The organism is Ewingella sp. AOP8-B2-18, from assembly GCF_052376015.1.
In the GTDB taxonomy this organism is placed as follows: domain Bacteria; phylum Pseudomonadota; class Gammaproteobacteria; order Enterobacterales; family Enterobacteriaceae; genus Ewingella; species Ewingella allii.
In genome coordinates, this window is sequence record NZ_JBQSVB010000006.1 from 113159 (window position 1) to 133150 (window position 19992).

Genomic DNA, 19992 nt, shown 5'->3' on the forward strand with positions numbered 1-19992 from the left:
TTAGTTCAGTTCACGAATATCAGCGAAACGGCCAGTGACCGCGGCGGCAGCTGCCATTGCCGGGCTTACCAGATGAGTACGACCACCGCGGCCCTGACGACCTTCGAAGTTACGGTTGCTGGTGGAAGCACAACGCTCGCCCGGATTCAGACGGTCATTGTTCATCGCCAGGCACATTGAGCAGCCCGGCAAACGCCATTCGAAACCGGCTTCGATGAAGATCTTATCCAAACCTTCTTCTTCTGCCTGCGCTTTCACCGGGCCAGAGCCTGGCACCACGATAGCCTGCACGCCGCTGGCGACTTTACGGCCTTTGGCAATGGCCGCAGCTGCGCGTAAATCTTCAATACGTGAGTTAGTGCAAGAGCCGATAAACACTTTGTCGATGGAGACGTCGGTCAACTTAATGCCCGGCTGCAAGTCCATATAAGCCAACGCTTTTTCAGCTGACGCGCGTTCTACCGGGTCGCTGAAAGAGGATGGGTTAGGGATAACCTGATTCACCGCCATCACCTGGCCTGGGTTGGTGCCCCAAGTAACCTGAGGCGCGATATCCGCTGCGTTCAGGGTGACAGTGGTGTCGAACGTGGCGTTTTCGTCGGTTTTCAGCGTCTTCCAGTAAGCCACGGCTTCATCCCAGTCTTGGCCTTTTGGCGCAAACTGGCGGCCTTTCAAGTAAGCGAAGGTGGTTTCATCGGCGGCAACCAAGCCCGCTTTAGCGCCCATTTCAATAGCCATGTTGCACAGGGTCATACGACCTTCCATGCTCAAGGCTTCAATCGCTTTACCGCAGAACTCGACCACGTGGCCAGTGCCGCCCGCGCTGCCGGTTTTACCAATGACGGCCAGCACGATGTCTTTGGCGGTGATGCCTGCCGGAGCGTCGCCAGTCACTTCGATTTTCATGGTTTTCGCACGGCCCTGCTTCAGGGTTTGCGTCGCCAAAACGTGTTCAACTTCAGAGGTGCCGATACCGAAGGCCAATGAGCCGAAAGCGCCGTGCGTGGCGGTGTGGGAGTCGCCGCACACGATGGTCATGCCCGGCAACGTCATGCCTTGCTCTGGGCCGATGACGTGGACGATGCCCTGGAACGGGTGATTCAGGTCATACAGCTGTACGCCGAACTCAGCACAGTTCTTGATCAGTTCCTGCATCTGGATGCGGGCCATTTCGCCGCTGGCATTGATGTCTTTGGTCTGCGTCGAAACGTTGTGGTCCATGGTGGCGAAGGTTTTGCCCGGCTGGCGCACCTGACGGCCCTTGGCACGCAGGCCGTCGAACGCCTGCGGGGAGGTCACTTCGTGCACCAAATGACGGTCGATATACAGCAATGGAGTTTCGTTTGGCGCTTCGTACACCACGTGCGCATCAAACAATTTCTGATATAAAGTCTTCGCCATGTTATGCCCCTTCTGCCACGAAGCGGGCAATAATGTCGCCCATTTCGTTGGTACCAATTGCGTTACCGCTGTTGGCCAAATCGCCTGTGCGATGGCCTGCCTCTAATGCTTTGTTTACTGCTTGCTCGATAGCGTCCGCCGCGTCGTCAGCACCGAGGCTGTAGCGCAGCAGCAGGGCTGCGGAGAGGATTTGCGCAATCGGGTTAGCGATGTTTTTGCCCGCGATATCTGGCGCAGAGCCGCCAGCCGGTTCGAACAAGCCGAAGGCCTGCTCGTTCATGCTGGCTGATGGCAACATGCCCATGGAGCCGGTGATCATCGCGCACTCGTCAGACAAGATATCGCCGAACAAGTTGGAGCACAGCAGCACGTCGAACTGCGACGGGTCTTTGATCAGCTGCATGGTAGCGTTGTCGATGTACATGTGGCTCAGACTGACGTCCGGGTAATCTTTGGCGATTTCGTTAACCACTTCGCGCCACATAATGGAGGTTTGCAGCACGTTAGCTTTATCAATTGACGTCACTTTGCTGCGGCGTTTGCGGGCAGATTCAAAGGCGATGCGGGCAATACGCTCGATTTCGAAACGATAATAAACTTCGGTATCGAAGGCTTTTTCGTGCATGCCTTGGCCTTCGCGACCTTTAGGCTGACCGAAGTAGATGCCGCCAGTCAGTTCGCGCACGCACAGAATGTCGAAACCTTTTGCGGCGATGTCGGCACGCAGCGGGCAGAACTCTTCCAAACCTTGATACAGGCGAGCAGGGCGCAGGTTGCTGAACAGCTTGAAGTGCTTACGCAGCGGCAATAACGCGCCGCGCTCTGGCTGATCGTTTGGTGGCAGGTGTTCCCATTTCGGGCCACCCACTGAGCCGAACAAGATAGCGTCCGCTTGCTCACAACCGGCAACGGTGGCCGGTGGCAATGGGCTGCCGTGCTTGTCGATAGCTGCGCCGCCAACGTCGTATTCGCTGGTACTGATTTTCAGGCCAAAGCGCTGACGTACCGCGTCCAACACTTTATACGCCTGCTGCATTACTTCCGGGCCAATGCCGTCGCCGGGTAAGACGGCAATATGATGGGTCTTGCTCATGTTCACACCGTTTCCTGATTGTTTTGTTTTTCGGTTTGCAGGCGCTGTTTTTCAATTTCTACCTGCTTGCTGCGCCAAATGCTGTTCAATACGTGGACCATCGCTTTCGCGGAGGATTCAACGATGTCGGTCGCCAGACCTACACCGTGGAAACGGCGTCCATTAAAGGAAACCACTACGTCCACTTGGCCTAAAGCATCACGGCCATGGCCTTTGGCAGTCAGTTGATATTTGACCAGTTCGATCTGGTAGCCGGTAATACGGTTGATTGCCTGATAGACCGCGTCCACCGGGCCGTTACCTGTCGCGGCTTCGGTTTTAATTTCTTCGCCACAGGCCAGATTTACAGAGGCGGCGGCGGTGATGCTGGAACCTGACTGCACGCTGAAGTTGTCCAGACGGTAGAACTCAGGCTCTTCTTGCTGTTTATTGATGAACACCAGCGCTTCTAAGTCGTAGTCAAAAACCTGACCTTTTTTATCCGCCAGCTTCAAGAATGCGGAGTACAGATGATCCAAATTATAGTCGGCTTCTTGATAGCCCATCTCTTCCATACGGTGTTTGACCGCGGCGCGCCCGGAGCGTGAAGTCAGGTTCAACTGAATTTGGTTCAGACCGATAGACTCTGGGGTCATGATTTCGTAGTTTTCGCGGTTTTTCAGCACGCCGTCCTGATGAATACCGGAGGAGTGGGCGAAGGCGTTAGAGCCAACAATCGCTTTGTTGCCTGGGATTGGCATGTTGGTGATTTGGCTGACAATCTGGCTGGTGCGGTAAATTTCTTTGTGATTGATATTGGTATGGACATTCATGTACTCGGAGCGAGTGCGGATAGCCATAATCACTTCTTCCAGCGCGGTGTTACCTGCGCGCTCACCGATACCGTTTAATGTGCCTTCCACCTGACGCGCACCGGCCTGAATTGCCGCGATGGAGTTGCCGACGGCCATGCCCAAGTCATCGTGGCAGTGTACTGAAATAATGGCTTTATCAATGTTTGGCACGCGCTCATACAAATTAGTAATGATGCCGCCGAACTGGGTTGGCGTGGTGTAACCCACGGTGTCAGGAATGTTGATGGTGGTAGCACCGGCCTTGATGGCGGCTTCCACGACGCGGCACAGGTTATCCAGTGGCGTACGGCCCGCATCTTCACAAGAGAATTCAACGTCATCGGTATAGTTACGTGCACGTTTCACCGAGTGAACCGCCATGTCCAACACTTGGTCGAAGGAGCGCTTTAATTTTGATTCGATGTGCAGGGTAGAGGTAGCCAAGAAGACGTGGATACGGAAGGCTTCGGCGACGCGCAACGCTTCAGCGGCGGCATCGATATCCCCATCAACGCAGCGTGCCAGACCACAAACGCGGCTGTTTTTGATTTGGCGAGCAATGGTCTGCACAGATTCGAAGTCGCCCGGAGACGAAACTGGGAAGCCGACTTCCATTACGTCGACGCCCATTCTTTCCAGCGCAATCGCAATCTGCAACTTATCTTTGACGCTCAGGCTGGCTTGTAACGCCTGTTCACCGTCACGCAGCGTGGTATCGAAAATAATGACTTGTTCGCTCATGGTAGATTCCTTGTCTGTTTTACTTTCACGCCGTGGAGGTAAAAAAAAACCCGCGCATCGGCGCGGGTTTAGTGTCTGTGGAAGTTGAAATCAGTTCTGATTTTCGCCCACTGGCATACCGCGCAAGATTTCTGCGTTGAGTAGTAGGCCTAGTAGACGAGTAGTAGTGAACATGGGTTTCAGCTTCTCTTAAATTTCGTGTTGAATCGGAGGTTGTTTTAACCGTTGCCTAAATTGATACGTGAATGTGCGTGGCGTGTCAACCGTTGGAATAGCTTCACTATTTAATTAGCAATGGATGAGATTAACTCTCATTTGGTGAAAAGTTCTGCTAAATACTTATTGGCCGAAGTAATCGATTTTGACACGCTGATTTTCAACCAAATGGCCAATATCCGGCTTTCTTAACTGATTAAGCGCGCGTTTTTAGGCTATTTTAACTGAAAATCATAGGGTTGGGTCTTGTTGCGAATTACTTAATTAATAATTCTATTTTCGTATATTGTGAGGATATCTATTTTGTAGTTTTATATCATTCGATTTAAATAATGAATGATAGAAATTAATTCATTTTTAATATCACTTGAGTCTTCATAAGGTATTGGCATTTTTATAATCATTCCCCTTATAAAGACGCCTGTTTTATTGTCGTTATTCTGGTTAATAAGCAAAGCTTAAAAACAAGTAATTATTGATTTTTTATTTTAAAAGACTTCGGGGGAATTATGGCTGTTAATTTAATCGACGAGCAACAAGATACCACCAATGCCGCAGGAAGTTTGCGTAACGCAGACCTTAATTTACTCACCGTATTTGATGCTGTGATGCAGTTACAGAATATTACCCGCGCCTCTGAGTTGCTGGGGATGTCACAGCCTGCGGTAAGTAACGCGGTGTCGCGTTTAAAGATTATGTTCAATGACGATCTCTTTGTTCGGTACGGAAGAGGTATTCAGCCGACGACGCGAGCGAAACAACTTTTTGGCCCTATTCGCCAGGCATTGCAAATTGTCATGAATGAGCTGCCGGGCGCAGGTTTTGACGTCAGAACCAGTAACCGCCAATTTAACGTCGCGCTCTGTAGCCCTCTGGATATCAGACTTACCGCGAATATTCTCAACAGTCTTGAGGATGTCACCTCCTCCGTGGGGATCAAATTCCAGACGATAGTCCCAGATAATATTGAGCATCAGCTGCGTTATCAAAATATCGAATTTGTTATTAGCTATCGCCGCTTTGAGGGCAGCGATTTTTGTAATCAGGAATTATTCACTGATGAGCTGGTTTTAGTTTGCGCGCAGAACCACCCGCGAATTAGCCCGCACATGCCTGACGAAAGATATCTCCGTGAACAACATGCGGTGGTTATGTTAGATCGCCACTCATTCTATTTACCTTATTATGACTCTTCTGAAATACAGTCTTTAATTGCGTTTCAGGGAACTGACCTTAATAGCGTGATGAATGTTGTTGCCCGCACCCAAATGGTTGCCTTGGTACCAAGTTGGTTAGCTCATGCAAATGCGGGAATTTTAAATCTCAATATTATCCCTGTGCCATGGTTGAAGAATAAACTGCCTTGCTATTTGTCCTGGCACGAATCATCCAGTAAAGACAAAGGGAATATGTGGCTAAAAACTCTTCTAGAAGAGAGCGCCGCCCTATAGCCCCTAAGCCAGTGCGGGTTCAGGGAGGAAACCGACTCACCCTGTTTTATTTCAAAAAACGCGGGTTCCTCCCCCTTCAGCATAGATGCAATCACTGGTTTTGTTTCCCGACATAGTTTTTTACTCTGTGTGGAAAGTGGCGGTTGCTGGCGTCTTTTCACCTGCATAATTGGTAACATTTTCTTTCACCGCTTTTGGTCATTTCTCATTTCCCTGCCATTCTTGAATAATAATTTGTTTGTCTGCTGACCATCCCTCGGTAGACTGCGCGAATTGTTAATAACGGTAAGCAATTTTTATGCCCCACTGGTGGCCACTGCCGCTTACTGTCTCTTCATCTTTCAGGTTTGCGGGTTATGACGACAACTCTTACTGACTTCCATCTGGTTTCACGCTTTCAATACCAACTTTCATCGCAGCCTGACAACATTGCTTTTCGGGAATGGTCGCCGGAAAAAGAGCACTCCCTCACCTGGCGTGAAGCCGGTGAGAAGATAGACCGGCTTTCCGGCATCTTATTGCGTTTGGGCGTCGAGGTGCAGGAGAGGGTGGCGCTTTGCGGCAGTAACGCCATGGCGTGGACGCAGGCTGATTTGGCGCTGTTGCAAATTCGGGCGATCACCGTTCCTCTTTACGCAACCAACACCCCGGCGCAGTCGGCCTATGTGGTTAATGATGCCGGCATTCGCATTTTGTTTGTGCTCGAGCAAAGTCAGTTCGACGCCGCGCTGGCTTTACAGGCGCTTTGCCCGCAGCTGGAGCATATTCTGGTGCTGGATGAGTCAGTGAATCTGCGCGACGCGCCCATTGCTCGCCACGTTAGCTGGCTTGAAACGCCCGACCCGAGTTCGCGCGCAAGCCTTGAACAGCGCCTGGCGCAGCGCAGACTTGAAGATCTGTTTACCCTGATTTATACGTCGGGTACCACCGGCGAGCCAAAAGGGGTGATGCTCGACTACCTCAGCATCGCCACCCAGCTGCAGCAGCATGACCACCGCCTCAGCCTTACTCGGGACGATATCTCGCTCTGTTTCCTGCCGCTGGCCCACGTTTTCGAACGCGCGTGGAGCTTCTTTGTGATGCACAGCGGCGCGCAGAATGTTTATCTGCGCCAGACGGATTTAGTTCGCGAGGCGCTGTCTGCTGTCAAACCTACCGTGATGTGCGCCGTTCCGCGCTTCTACGAAAAGGTTTTTAGCGCCATTAATCAGAGCGTGTCGCACTCCGGGCTGGTGAAGAAAAAGCTGTTTCACTGGGCGATGGCCCAAGGGCGAGAGAAGTTTTTGGCTGCCAGAAAGCACGAATCGCAGTCATGGTGGCAAAAAAGCCAGTTCGCGCTGGCGGACAAACTGGTGCTGAGCAAGCTACGCGGCCTGCTCGGCGGCAATGTGCGTTTCCTGCCCGCCGCCGGAGCAAGCTTAGATGACAATGTGATCCTGTTTTTCGAGTCCATTGGTCTGAAGATCAAATATGGCTACGGCCTGACCGAGACCTGCGCCACGGTCAGTTGCTGGGAGGAGAACGATTTCCAGTTTGGCTCAGTAGGCACGGCGCTGCCCAAGGTGGAAATTCGCATTGGCGAAGAGAATGAGATTCAGGTTCGCGGGCCGACTCTGCTGCGCGGCTACTTTAATAAGCCGGGAGAGACGGCGGCGAGCTTTACAGCCGACGGCTGGTTTAAAACCGGCGACGCGGGGAAAATGGATGAGCAGGGCAACCTGTTTGTTACAGAACGCCTAAAAGATCTGATGAAAACCTCGGGCGGCAAATACATTGCTCCACAGCGCATTGAGGGAACTTTGGTGCAGGACCGTTATATTGAGCAGGCGGCGGTGATTGCCGATGCCAAGCATTTTGTCTCGGCGCTGATTGTTCCCGACTTCAACGCGCTGAGTGAATATGCTCAGGCGCACCACATTGATTACTTCAACCGCGAAGGGCTGTTGAAAAATGAGCAGATCCTGTCGCTCTTCACTTATCGCGTTCGACAGATCCAGCACGAGTTGGCAAGTTATGAGCAGGTGAAGAAGTTCGCGCTGCTGACCACGCCCTTCACCATGGAGGCGGGTGAGCTGACCCCTACGCTGAAAATTCGCCGCAAGATTATCGCCGAGCGCTATAAAAAAGAGATTGATGCCTTCTATTGTGACTAGGGTCACACTTCTGGCCCGCAGCGCACTTTGCTTCGCGCCGCTTAATTTTTGTATCTGTTCAAATCGACCGTTTTTAGGTCAATTCCCACCCAGTGGAACAAGAATATTGTCATAATTTAATGCTGTAATTTATTCCCCCTTCCTGATATTCCTGAGTAGTAGTCTGCTTTGTGTAGTGTTTTGTCTCGCTCTAGATAAGGCCAGCAGCGCGACACAAAATAGTGGCCCCGGCAGCGGTATTTTGCCGTTTGCTTGACCGAAATTCAGACGCTAAGGTATTGAGTTACATTTACGTCATAAGATAAGAACAGCAGGGCTAAGCCCTCTTACCCGGACGATGGAAATGAATTCCATTTTCCTTTGAGTTGTTTATTCACCGGGCAGCTCTCTTATAAAAAGACTCTTATTAAAATAAGTCATCCTATAGAAACAAAAAGCCTGGAGGCAAAACCATGGAGATGTTGTCAGGAGCCGAGATGGTCGTCCGATCGTTGATCGACCAGGGCGTTAAACACGTATTCGGTTATCCCGGCGGAGCGGTGTTGGATATCTATGATGCCCTGCACACGGTCGGCGGGATTGATCATGTGCTAGTTAGACACGAGCAGGGCGCTGTTCATATGGCTGACGGTTATGCACGCGCAACGGGCGACGTTGGTGTGGTGCTAGTGACCTCCGGCCCGGGCGCGACCAATGCCATTACCGGCATTGCGACGGCCTATATGGATTCCATTCCGCTGGTGGTGTTATCAGGCCAGGTTCACAGTTCGCTGATTGGCTATGACGCTTTTCAGGAATGCGACATGGTGGGGATCTCCCGCCCGATAGTGAAACATAGCTTCCTGGTGAAGCACGCGGAAGATATTCCGACGGTATTGAAGAAGGCGTTTTACCTCGCTTCTACTGGCCGTCCCGGCCCGGTAGTGGTTGATTTGCCGAAAGATGTGGTCAATCCGCAGGTTAAATTGCCCTATTCCTACCCTGAGCAAATCACCATGCGCTCCTATAACCCGACGGTGCAAGGCCACCGTGGGCAGATTAAACGCGCGCTGCAAACCCTGTTGGCGGCGAAGAAGCCGGTGCTGTATGTCGGTGGCGGTGCGATTAACTCTGCATGTAGCGCCGAGCTGTTACAGCTGGCCGAAAAGCTTAATCTGCCGGTGACCAGCTCGCTGATGGGCCTTGGCGCTTTCCCAGGCACTCACCGTCAAAGCGTGGGTATGCTGGGGATGCACGGCACCTACGAAGCCAATATGACTATGCACAATGCCGACCTTATCTTCGGCGTGGGCGTGCGTTTTGATGACCGCACCACCAACAATCTGGCCAAGTACTGCCCGAACGCCACCATCATGCATATCGATATCGACCCGACCTCTATCTCGAAGACGGTGAGCGCGGATATCCCTATCGTGGGTGATGCCAAGCAGACGTTGGAGCAGATGCTGGAATTGCTGGCGCAAAGCGATGAGAAACAAGAGTACGACGCGCTGCGCGACTGGTGGCAGAGCATCGAGCAGTGGCGCGCGAAAGATTGCCTCGGCTACGATAAAAACAGCGGCACGATTAAGCCTCAGGCGGTTATCGAAACTCTGCATCGTTTGACCAAGGGCGATGCCTACGTGACGTCAGACGTCGGCCAGCATCAGATGTTTGCCGCGCTCTATTATCAGTTTGATAAGCCGCGCCGCTGGATTAACTCCGGTGGTCTGGGGACCATGGGCTTCGGCCTGCCTGCGGCCTTGGGCGTGAAGCTCGGCCTGCCGGAAGAAACCGTTATCTGTGTGACCGGCGACGGCAGTATCCAAATGAACATTCAGGAGCTGTCTACCGCGCTGCAATACGACCTGCCAGTGATTGTGGTTAACCTGAACAACGGTTATCTCGGCATGGTTAAACAGTGGCAAGACATGATCTACTCCGGCCGCCATTCGCAGTCGTACATGCAGTCTCTGCCTGACTTCGTCAAACTCGCAGAGGCCTATGGCCACGTGGGTATTGCGATTCGCTCCGCCGATGAGCTGGAAAGCAAATTGCAGCAGGCATTGGATCAGAAAAACCGTCTGGTATTCGTGGATATCAGCGTGGATGAAACAGAACACGTTTACCCGATGCACATCCGTGGCGGTGCGATGGACGAAATGTGGTTAAGCAAAACGGAGAGGACCTAATCATGCGCCGGATTTTATCAGTATTGCTCGAAAACGAATCAGGCGCTTTGTCACGCGTCGTCGGCCTGTTCTCCCAACGCGGCTACAACATTGAAAGTCTGACCGTAGCGCCGACCGACGATCCAACGCTGTCGCGCATGACCATCCAAACCGTGGGCGACGCCAAGGTGCTGGAGCAGATTGAAAAGCAGCTGCATAAGCTGGTGGACGTTCTGCGCGTCAACGAGCTGGTGCAGGGCGCGCACGTTGAGCGCGAAATCATGCTGGTTAAGCTGCAAGCCTCGGGCTACGGGCGTGAAGAGGTGAAACGTTCCACTGAGATTTTCCGTGGTCAAATTGTTGACGTCACGGCGACCCTCTATACCGTGCAGTTGGCGGGAACCAGCGACAAGCTGGACGCCTTCCTGGCAACCGTGCGTGAAGTGGCGGAAATCGTTGAAGTCGCGCGTTCTGGCGTGGTTGGCGTCTCTCGCGGTGACAAAGTCATGCGTTAATCCTTGATATCATGGGGGCTGTTCTGGCCCGATGAATCATGTGCTGCTCAGAAGCCCAACTCCGGTTGGGCTTTTATTTTGTCTTTCGTCTCACGGCGAAGGTCCTGCCTTCTGTAATCCTTCAGGTGAAGCGATTCGGTAAAACACCTTGCTCAACAGGGTCTTCTGCGGTTAGATAAAGACAAGTTTATTTAATCATTTCGTCATTCACGTCGCTTTTCGCACGGCGGCTGAATTGCCAACGGACAGCAGTCATTGCCTCGCCAGTCGTTAAAATCGGCCATTTCAAGGCGTGCTGCACTTCACTTAATGAGTTATGTAAGGGGTTTTCTCGGTGAAACTGGATGAAATCGCGCGGTTAGCGGGCGTTTCGCGTACCACTGCCAGTTATGTTATTAACGGCAAAGCGAAACAGTATCGTGTCAGCGATAAGACAGTTGAAAAAGTCATGGCTGTCGTGAAGGAACATAACTACCACCCTAACGCCGTCGCCGCCGGGCTACGCGCGGGCCGAACCCGTTCCATTGGTTTGGTGATCCCCGATCTGGAAAATACCAGCTACACCAAAATTGCTAACTACCTCGAGCGTCAGGCGCGCCAGCGTGGCTATCAGTTGCTGATCGCCTGTTCCGAAGACCAGCCAGACAACGAAATGCGCTGCGTGGAGCATCTGTTGCAGCGTCAGGTCGATGCCATCATTATTTCCACCTCCTTGCCGCCGGAGCACCCGTTCTATCAGCGCTGGGCCAATGATGACTTCCCCATTATTGCCCTCGACCGCGCCCTCGACCCTGAACATTTCATCAGCGTGGTGGGGGCCGATCAGGAAGACGCCTTTACGCTGGCGCAGGAGCTGCGCGCGTTTCCGGCTGAATCGGTTCTCTATCTCGGCGCGCTGCCAGAGCTTTCCGTCAGCTTCCTGCGCGAGCAAGGTTTCCGTCAGGCCTGGGCCGATGATGCCCGTGAGCCGCAGTACCTCTATGCCAATGCTTACGACCGTGAATCAGCAGCGCTGGCGTTTGCCGAGTGGCTGAAAACCCATCCTATGCCGCAGGCGCTGTTCACCACCTCGTTCCAGCTGTTGCAGGGCGTAATGGATGTCACCCTAAAGCGGGAAGGGCGTTTGCCGATGGATTTAGCCATCGCCACCTTTGGTGATAATGAGCTGCTCGACTTCTTAGATTGCCCGGTACTGGCCGTGGCGCAGCGCCACCGCGACGTGGCCGAGCGCGTGCTTGAGCTGGTGCTGGCCTGTCTCGATGAGCCAAAAAAACCAAAAGCCGGTTTGACTCGAATTCGCCGCAACCTGTTCCGCCGTGGGCGTTTGAGCAGAAAATAATCTTCAACGCGGGTTTGGATTCGCTAAACCCGCGACTTACTTATCTTTATCATTCTCCTCGCAAAAATATGCCGCAAAACTAGCCCATAACGTTTAAATGGGTATTTTGGGACATTTCCTACGCATTGAATTATTAGCAAATGTTTTGCTGCCTTTTCTGGCTGATATAAACCGCTAAATCAATTTTTAAATACGTTAATACTGGCGCTAAAAGTGCTGTAGAATTCACGCCTCAATTTTTATCGGCCGATTTTCTGTTTAATTTGTAAAGGCCGTAAAAAGGGACAAAAGCTTGCTGCATGCGGGCTGGCAACAAGAGTAATCGTGTTTTAGCAGTAATCATCTTAAAACGAATCAAGATTCTGTTTTTGATGATGGAGAGGTTAAGAACTGAGAGATCGTTAGCAGAAGAATATAAATAGTTAAATAATGTTCAATTTGATTTTTTTTTAATCATAATTATTTTCACTACGAAATTTCCTCAACTAATCATGACGTTATTTTCTATTCCGCTACTAAAAATCCTTACTCCCTTGCGATAAGGCTCCTCGACGCCCGCGAAATAATGCCAAACCGCCTCTGCTCTGGCTTGACAAGGTTTTAATACCATCCGTAAACTCTTTTATGTGGGAATTTGTGGAGGAAAGTGGTGAAAAGGGTCATAGAGGGGTAGATCGGTCATGTTTCGTGGCGCGACGATGGTTAACCTCGACAGCAAAGGGCGACTTGCCGTACCCACCCGATATCGGGATTTGCTGAGCGAAGAATCGCAAGGTCAAATGGTTTGCACCATAGACCTCCATCACCCATGCCTCCTCCTTTACACCCTGCCCGAATGGGAAGTTATCGAACAAAAATTGTCCCGTCTGTCGAGTATGAACCCCGTTGAGCGCCGTATTCAGCGCCTGCTGTTGGGCCATGCAAGTGAATGTCAGATGGATAACGCTGGGCGACTGTTGATTGCAACTACATTGCGCCAACACGCCGGGCTTGCCAAAGAAGTGATGCTGGTTGGGCAGTTCAACAAGTTTGAACTGTGGGATGAACAGACCTGGTATCAACAAGTTAAGGAAGACATTGACGCTGAACAGTCGTCTCAGGAACCACTTTCTGACCGATTACAGGACTTGTCACTATAAGCATGGTTGAAAATTTTAAGCACACATCCGTTTTGCTGGATGAGGCCGTAAACGGCCTGAACATTCGTGAAAACGGAATTTACATTGATGGAACTTTTGGCCGTGGTGGCCATTCGCGTCTGATTCTGTCCCAACTTGGGCCGGACGGGCGCCTGCTCGCTATCGATAGAGACCCTCAGGCGATTAAAGCCGCCGAATCCATTCAAGACCCGCGTTTCTCAATTATTCATGGCCCGTTTTCCGACTTAGCGACTTACGTCAAAGACCTTGGTCTTGAAGGCAAGATCGACGGCGTGCTGTTGGATTTAGGCGTTTCCTCTCCGCAGTTGGACGACGCCGAGCGCGGTTTTTCCTTCATGCGTGACGGGCCGCTGGACATGCGTATGGACCCAACGCGTGGCTATTCCGCCGCAGAATGGCTGATGAAGGCCGAAGAAGAAGACATTACCTGGGTGCTGAAAACCTTTGGTGAAGAGCGTTTTGCTAAGCGTATTGCCCGTGCCATTGTTGAGCGCAACCGCGAGCAGCCGATGACGCGCACCAAAGAGCTGGCGGATTTGATCGCTAACGCTTCGCCATTCCGCGAGAAGCACAAGCATCCGGCAACCCGCAGCTTCCAGGCGATCCGTATTTACATCAACAGTGAGTTGGAAGAGATCGAACGCGCACTCGACGGCGCGCTGGAGATCCTGGCAACCGACGGTCGTTTATCGGTGATCAGTTTCCACTCGCTGGAAGATCGCATCGTGAAACGCTTTATTCGCCAGCATAGCCGTGGTGCGCAGGTTCCAGCGGGCATCCCGATGACCGAAGCGCAAATCTCCGAGCTGGGCGGCCGTTCGCTGAAGTCCATCGGCAAGATGATGCCATCGGACGCTGAAGTGTCAGAAAACCCACGTGCCCGTAGCTCTGTGCTGCGTTTTGCCGCGAGAACGGCCTCGTGATTGGTAATGAGCGTCATGGTCTGGTTGGCGTTATTGCGGGTGACATTCTGCGCAATGGCAAGCTTCCGCTGCTTTTGCTCATTGCCGTGTTGGTCAGCGCCATATTTGTGGTCACTACCTCTCACAAAACGCGCTTATTGACGGCACAGAGAGAGCAGCTGGTGTTGGAACGAGATGCGCTGGACATTGAGTGGCGCAACCTGATTTTGGAAGAAAATGCCCTCGGCGATCATAGCCGGGTGGAACGCATCGCAACGGAGAAATTGCAGATGCAGCACGTTGATCCATCACAAGAAAACATTGTGGTTCAACCTTAAAACGCTTATGGAGAAGACTCGTAAAAGATGAAAGCAGCGCGCAAAACGAAGTTAAAACGTCCTGAAGATCAAGCCAGCTTTATCAGCTGGCGTTTTGCGTTGCTGTGCGGATGTATTCTTCTGGCCTTAGTGGGCCTGATGCTGCGAGTGGCTTTCTTGCAGGTCATCAGCCCCGACAAGCTGGTTAAAGAAGGCGATCTGCGCTCTTTGCGGGTGCAAACCATCGAAACTTCTCGCGGCATGATCACTGACCGCGCCGGACGCCCTCTGGCGGTCAGCGTGCCGGTCAATGCTATCTGGGCCGATCCTAAAGAGATTAACGATCACGGCGGGATCACCGTCGATACGCGCTGGAAAGCGCTGGCCGACGCCCTGAATATCCCCCTCGATCAACTCTCTACCCGAATCAACGCCAACCCTAAAGGCCGCTTTGTCTATCTGGCACGTCAGGTGAATCCCTCGATTGGCGAGTATATCCACAAGCTAAAACTGCCCGGCATCTCGCTGCGTCAGGAATCCCGCCGCTACTATCCGGCAGGGCAGGTGACGGCTCACGTGATTGGCGTGACCAATATCGACAGTCAGGGTATTGAAGGCGTTGAGAAAAGCTTCGACCGCTGGTTAACCGGCAAGCCGGGCGAACGGACTATCCGTAAAGACCGTTTTGGCCGCGTGATTGAAGATATTTCATCCGTTGACAGTCAGGCGGCACACAACCTCGCACTGAGCATTGACGAACGTTTGCAGGCGCTGGTTTATCGCGAATTGACTAACGCCGTGGCGTTCAACAAAGCGGAATCAGGCACCGCCGTGCTGGTGGATGTGCAGACCGGCGAAGTGCTGGCGATGGCTAACAGCCCGTCTTACAACCCGAATAATCTGCCGGATACGCCAAAAGAAGCCATGCGTAACCGTGCGATCACGGACATCTTCGAGCCGGGTTCTACCGTCAAACCGATGGTGGTGATGACCGCGCTCAAAAACGGTGTGGTGAAAGAGAACAGCGTTCTTAACACCCTGCCGTACTACGTTAATGGTCACGAAATCAAAGACGTGGCCCGATACCCGGAGCTTTCAGTGACGGGTGTCTTGCAGAAGTCGAGTAACGTCGGTGTATCAAAAATGGCGTTAGCGATGCCGTCCGCAGAGCTGGTAGATACTTACTCGCGATTCGGATTGGGAAAACCGACCAATTTGGGGCTGGTTGGAGAAAGCAGTGGCTTATACCCTAAAAAACAACGGTGGTCTGACATAGAGAGGGCCACCTTCTCTTTCGGCTACGGGCTAATGGTGACTCCACTTCAATTAGCGCGTGTCTATGCAACGATTGGCAGCCTGGGCGTTTATCGCCCTTTGTCGATCACTAAGGTTGATCCTCCTGTATCGGGTGAACGCGTTTTCCCTGAACCTCTGGTGCGTAAAGTGGTTCACATGATGGAAAGCGTTGCACTGCCGGGCGGTGGTGGCGTTAAAGCTGCTATCAAGGGCTACCGTATCGCGATTAAAACCGGTACGGCGAAGAAGGTTGGCCCGGACGGCAAATACGTTAACCGCTATATCGCTTACACCGCCGGCGTTGCGCCAGCGAGTAATCCGCGTTTTGCATTGGTCGTGGTTATTAACGACCCGCAGGGCGGTAAATACTATGGCGGTGCGATTTCAGCACCGGTCTTTGGGGCGATTATGGGGGGCGTATTGCGCACCATGAACATTGAGCCTGACGCGCTAACCGTCAGCGAAAATGACGACATAGTTAACAATCAAAAAGAGGCTTCAGGTGGCAGATCGTAATTTGCGCGACCTACTAGCGCCCTGGGTGAGTGATGCCCCAGACGTAGCGCTGAAAGAACTGGTTTTAGACAGCCGCGTGGCGGCTGCCGGAGACTTGTTCGTCGCGATTTCAGGCCATAGCAACGACGGGCGTCGTTTTATCCCACAGGCAATCGCGCAAGGCGTGGCTGCCGTGGTGGCCGAAGCTAAAGGTGAACAGGAGCATGGCGCGGTATCCCAGATGCATGGCGTACCGGTTATCTATCTGAATGACCTGAATTTATTGCTGTCCGAGATGGCCGGGCGTTTCTACGCCGAGCCGGGCAAATCCCTGCGATTAGTCGGCGTGACCGGCACCAACGGTAAAACCACCACCACCCAGTTGCTGGCGCAGTGGGCGCAGCTGTTGGGCGAAACCAGTGCCGTGATGGGCACCGTGGGTAACGGTTTACTTAATAATGTGGTTCCGGCGGAAAATACCACCGGTTCCGCGGTACAGGTTCAGCATGTTCTGGCTGACTTAGTGAAGCAAGGCGCGAGCTTCGCCGCGATGGAAGTCTCTTCCCACGGTCTGGTTCAGCATCGCGTTGCCGCGCTGCCTTTCGCCGCCGCCGCCTTTACTAACCTGAGCCGTGACCATCTGGATTACCACGGCGATATGCAAACTTATGAAGAAGCCAAATGGCTGCTGTTTGCGTCGCATCAGGTGGGGCAGAAAATCATTAATGCTGACGACGAAGTGGGTCTGCGCTGGCTGCAAAAGTCACCGGACGCCATCGCCGTCACGATGGAAGATAAGATCCCGGCTGATTGGAAAGGGCGCTGGTTGGCAGCTCGCAGCGTGAATTACCACGACGGCGGCGCCAGCGTCAACATTGATTCCAGCTGGGGTGAAGGCCTGATTGAAAGCCGCCTGATGGGCGCGTTCAACGTCAGCAACCTGCTGGTGGCCTTGGCGACTCTGCTCTCCCTCGATTATCCGCTGAAAGACCTGCTGGCAACCTCCGCCCAGTTGCAGCCGGTTTGTGGCCGTATGGAAGTGTTTAATGCGCCGGGCAAGCCGACGGTGGTGGTGGATTATGCCCACACGCCGGATGCTCTGGAGAAAGCGTTAGCCGCGGCGCGCCTGCACTGCAAAGGCCAGCTGTGGTGCGTCTTCGGCTGTGGCGGCGACCGCGACAAAGGTAAGCGCCCACTTATGGGCGGCATTGCCGAGCAGTACGCCGACCGCGTGATCGTGACTGACGATAACCCGCGTAGCGAAGAGCCGCGCGCTATCGTGGCCGATATCCTTGCCGGGCTGCTCGACGCGGGCCGCGCCTTAGAGATCCATGGCCGCGCCGAAGCTGTCACTAGCGCCATCATGCAAGCCGCAGAAGATGACGTGGTGCTGATTGCCGGTAAAGGTCACGAGGATTACCAGTTGGTGGGGAATCAGCGTCTGGACTACTCGGACCGCACCACCGCAGCCCGCTTACTGGGGGTAGTCGCATGATCTGCGTTTCCCTTCAGGCTCTGGCTAACGAACTCAATGCCGAGTTGATCGGCGCAGACGCGCAGATTGACGCCGTGGTGACCGATACCCGCAAAATTGAGTCGGGTTGCCTGTTTGTCGCGCTCAAAGGCGAAAAATTTGATGCTCACGACTTTGCTGCTGATGCCATTGCAGCCGGAGCGGGGGCATTGCTGGTAAGTAAGCGCTTACCGGTGGACGTTCCGCAACTGGTGGTTGCCGACACTCGCATCGCGCTCGGCCGTCTCGGCGGGTGGGTTCGCCAGCAGGTTCCAGCCCGGGTGGTTGGCCTGACCGGCTCCTCTGGAAAGACCTCGGTGAAAGAGATGACCGCGGCGATTTTGCGCCAGTGCGGCAACGTGCTCTATACCGCAGGCAACTTCAACAACGACATCGGCGTGCCATTAACCCTGTTGCGCCTGACTGCGGAACACGATTTCGCCGTGATCGAGATGGGCGCTAACCACGGCGGCGAAATTGCTTACACCACCGATTTAGTGCGTCCTGAGACTGCACTGGTCAATAACCTCGCCGCTGCCCACCTCGAAGGTTTTGGTTCACTGGCGGGCGTTGCTCAGGCCAAGGGTGAAATCTTTGAAGGTTTACCGGCCAATGGCGTCGCCATTCTCAATGCTGACAGCAGCGACTGGCCGCACTGGCAGCGCCATCTGCATAACAAAACCGTCTGGCGCTTCTCGCCGGAAGCTGGCGAAGACATTGATTTTTATGCCTCAGACGTAGAGATAAGCCCGCTGAAAACGGCGTTTACTCTGCATGCACCGCAAGGCGTGGTGGACGTTTCTCTGCCGCTGCCGGGGCGTCATAACATTGCAAATGCGCTGGCCGCTGCGGCCTTGGCGCTCTCCGTTGGCGCGACGTTAGACAATGTTCGCCAAGGCTTATCCACTTTACAAGCCGTGCCGGGGCGTCTGTTCCCCATCGCTCTGAGTGAAGGCAAAACGCTGCTTGATGACAGCTACAACGCCAATGTGGGTTCCATGACGGCTGCCGCGCAGACGCTGGCTGAAATGCCGGGTTATCGCGTGATGGCGGTGGGCGACATGGGCGAGCTAGGCGCAGAAAGCGAGAATTGCCACCGCGAAGTGGGCGAGGCTATTCGCGAAGCGGGCATCGATAAAGTTTTCAGCGTGGGTAACGCCAGTAAAACCATCAGTGACGCCAGTGGCTGTGGCGAACATCTGCAAGATAAGTCAGCCCTGACGGCCCGTTTAACAAGCTTGCTGTCAGAACATGCGGTCATCACCGTTTTAATTAAGGGTTCACGTAGTGCCGCCATGGAGCAGGTAGTACGGGCGTTACAGGAGAATGCAACATGCTAGTTTGGCTGGCCGAACATTTGGTCAAATATTATTCCGGCTTCAACGTCTTTTCATACCTGACGTTTCGCGCCATCGTCAGCCTGCTGACCGCATTATTCCTCTCTTTGTGGATGGGGCCTCGCGTGATTGCCCGTCTGCAAAAAATGTCTTTCGGGCAGGTCGTGCGTAACGACGGCCCTGAGTCGCACTTCAGTAAGCGCGGCACGCCAACCATGGGCGGATTGATGATCCTGACCTCCATCACCATTTCGGTGCTGATGTGGGCCTATCCGTCTAACCCTTACGTCTGGTGCGTGCTGTTCGTGCTGGTCGGCTACGGCATCGTCGGCTTTGTCGATGACTATCGCAAAGTGGTGCGCAAAGACACCAAGGGCTTGATTGCTCGCTGGAAATACTTCTGGCAGTCAGTGATCGCACTGGCCGTGGCTTTCACCATGTACGCGATTGGCAAAGACACACCGGCCACCGAGCTGGTTGTACCGTTCTTTAAAGACATCATGCCGCAGCTCGGCCTGCTGTACATCTTGCTGAGCTACTTCGTGATTGTCGGCACCAGTAACGCCGTCAACCTGACCGACGGCCTTGATGGTTTAGCCATCATGCCAACCGTGTTTGTTGCCGCAGGCTTTGCGCTGGTGGCATGGGCGACGGGCAACATGAACTTCGCAAACTATCTGCACATTCCTTATCTGCGTCATGCGGGTGAGCTGGTGATCGTCTGTACCGCCATTGTCGGCGCGGGCTTGGGCTTCTTGTGGTTCAACACCTATCCGGCGCAGGTCTTCATGGGCGACGTGGGTTCACTGGCACTGGGTGGCGCGCTCGGCACCATCGCTGTGCTGCTGCGCCAAGAGTTCTTACTGGTGATCATGGGCGGGGTGTTTGTGGTTGAAACTCTGTCGGTCATCTTGCAGGTAGGTTCCTTTAAGTTACGTGGGCAGCGCATCTTCCGCATGGCGCCAATTCACCACCATTACGAACTTAAAGGCTGGCCAGAACCACGCGTCATCGTGCGCTTCTGGATTATTTCGCTGATGCTGGTGCTGATTGGCCTGGCGACGCTGAAGGTACGGTAAT

15 protein-coding genes are annotated in these 19992 nt (G+C 53.3%); 12 read left to right on the forward strand and 3 right to left on the reverse strand.

Translation table 11 applies throughout. The annotated features are described in order from the left end of the window. The 3 genes from leuC to leuA are packed head-to-tail and all read right to left on the reverse strand — an operon-like array spanning position 1 to position 4068. Positions 1-1401 (reverse strand): 3-isopropylmalate dehydratase large subunit, encoded by a 1401-nt coding sequence (gene leuC, locus ACT3RR_RS13710; protein ID WP_185688581.1) that lies wholly within the window; start codon positions 1399-1401, stop codon positions 1-3. 1 nt (position 1402) lies between these two features. After that, complete coding sequence (gene leuB / locus ACT3RR_RS13715) at positions 1403-2494, reverse strand: 3-isopropylmalate dehydrogenase (protein ID WP_353500985.1); 1092 nt, start codon at positions 2492-2494, stop codon at positions 1403-1405. 2 nt (positions 2495-2496) lie between these two features. Further along, positions 2497-4068 (reverse strand): 2-isopropylmalate synthase, encoded by a 1572-nt coding sequence (leuA, locus tag ACT3RR_RS13720; protein ID WP_353500986.1) that lies wholly within the window; start codon positions 4066-4068, stop codon positions 2497-2499. A gap of 722 nt (positions 4069-4790) precedes the next feature. On the opposite strand from leuA, the gene leuO reads away from it, so the two are divergent. From leuO to mraY, 12 genes are all read left to right on the forward strand, one after another. Continuing rightward, positions 4791-5735, forward strand: coding sequence for a transcriptional regulator LeuO (gene leuO, locus ACT3RR_RS13725; RefSeq protein WP_496200558.1), 945 nt, complete (start codon positions 4791-4793; stop codon positions 5733-5735). 356 nt (positions 5736-6091) lie between these two features. Then, positions 6092-7888, forward strand: a complete 1797-nt coding sequence (locus tag ACT3RR_RS13730) for an AMP-dependent synthetase/ligase (protein ID WP_496200520.1) — start codon at positions 6092-6094, stop codon at positions 7886-7888. A gap of 452 nt (positions 7889-8340) precedes the next feature. Further along, positions 8341-10059 (forward strand): acetolactate synthase 3 large subunit, encoded by a 1719-nt coding sequence (gene ilvI, locus ACT3RR_RS13735; RefSeq protein WP_353500989.1) that lies wholly within the window; start codon positions 8341-8343, stop codon positions 10057-10059. Between the two features lie 2 nt (positions 10060-10061). Beyond that, on the forward strand, positions 10062-10553 hold the full coding sequence (gene ilvN / locus ACT3RR_RS13740; protein WP_034787147.1) for an acetolactate synthase small subunit: 492 nt from the start codon (positions 10062-10064) through the stop codon (positions 10551-10553). 334 nt (positions 10554-10887) lie between these two features. After that, positions 10888-11892 carry a catabolite repressor/activator gene (cra, locus tag ACT3RR_RS13745; protein ID WP_034787149.1) on the forward strand — a complete coding sequence of 335 codons (1005 nt, stop codon included), beginning with the start codon at positions 10888-10890 and terminating at the stop codon, positions 11890-11892. A gap of 680 nt (positions 11893-12572) precedes the next feature. Continuing rightward, positions 12573-13031: a division/cell wall cluster transcriptional repressor MraZ gene (mraZ, locus tag ACT3RR_RS13750; RefSeq protein WP_034787151.1), complete on the forward strand. Its 459-nt coding sequence runs from the start codon at positions 12573-12575 to the stop codon at positions 13029-13031. A 2-nt stretch (positions 13032-13033) separates the two neighbouring features. Beyond that, complete coding sequence (rsmH, locus tag ACT3RR_RS13755) at positions 13034-13975, forward strand: 16S rRNA (cytosine(1402)-N(4))-methyltransferase RsmH (RefSeq protein WP_353500990.1); 942 nt, start codon at positions 13034-13036, stop codon at positions 13973-13975. Further along, complete coding sequence (gene ftsL / locus ACT3RR_RS13760) at positions 13972-14292, forward strand: cell division protein FtsL (RefSeq protein ID WP_353500991.1); 321 nt, start codon at positions 13972-13974, stop codon at positions 14290-14292. Before rsmH ends, ftsL begins: the two co-directional genes overlap by 4 nt. A 27-nt stretch (positions 14293-14319) precedes the next feature. Continuing rightward, positions 14320-16083 (forward strand): peptidoglycan glycosyltransferase FtsI, encoded by a 1764-nt coding sequence (locus tag ACT3RR_RS13765; protein ID WP_100938078.1) that lies wholly within the window; start codon positions 14320-14322, stop codon positions 16081-16083. After that, on the forward strand, positions 16070-17557 hold the full coding sequence (murE, locus tag ACT3RR_RS13770; protein WP_185688576.1) for a UDP-N-acetylmuramoyl-L-alanyl-D-glutamate--2,6-diaminopimelate ligase: 1488 nt from the start codon (positions 16070-16072) through the stop codon (positions 17555-17557). The genes ACT3RR_RS13765 and murE overlap by 14 nt, the downstream gene beginning before the upstream one ends. Beyond that, positions 17554-18915, forward strand: a complete 1362-nt coding sequence (murF, locus tag ACT3RR_RS13775; RefSeq protein WP_496200521.1) for a UDP-N-acetylmuramoyl-tripeptide--D-alanyl-D-alanine ligase — start codon at positions 17554-17556, stop codon at positions 18913-18915. Before murE ends, murF begins: the two co-directional genes overlap by 4 nt. Further along, positions 18909-19991 (forward strand): phospho-N-acetylmuramoyl-pentapeptide-transferase, encoded by a 1083-nt coding sequence (gene mraY, locus ACT3RR_RS13780; protein ID WP_034787164.1) that lies wholly within the window; start codon positions 18909-18911, stop codon positions 19989-19991. The genes murF and mraY overlap by 7 nt, the downstream gene beginning before the upstream one ends. Position 19992: the final 1 nt, after the last annotated feature.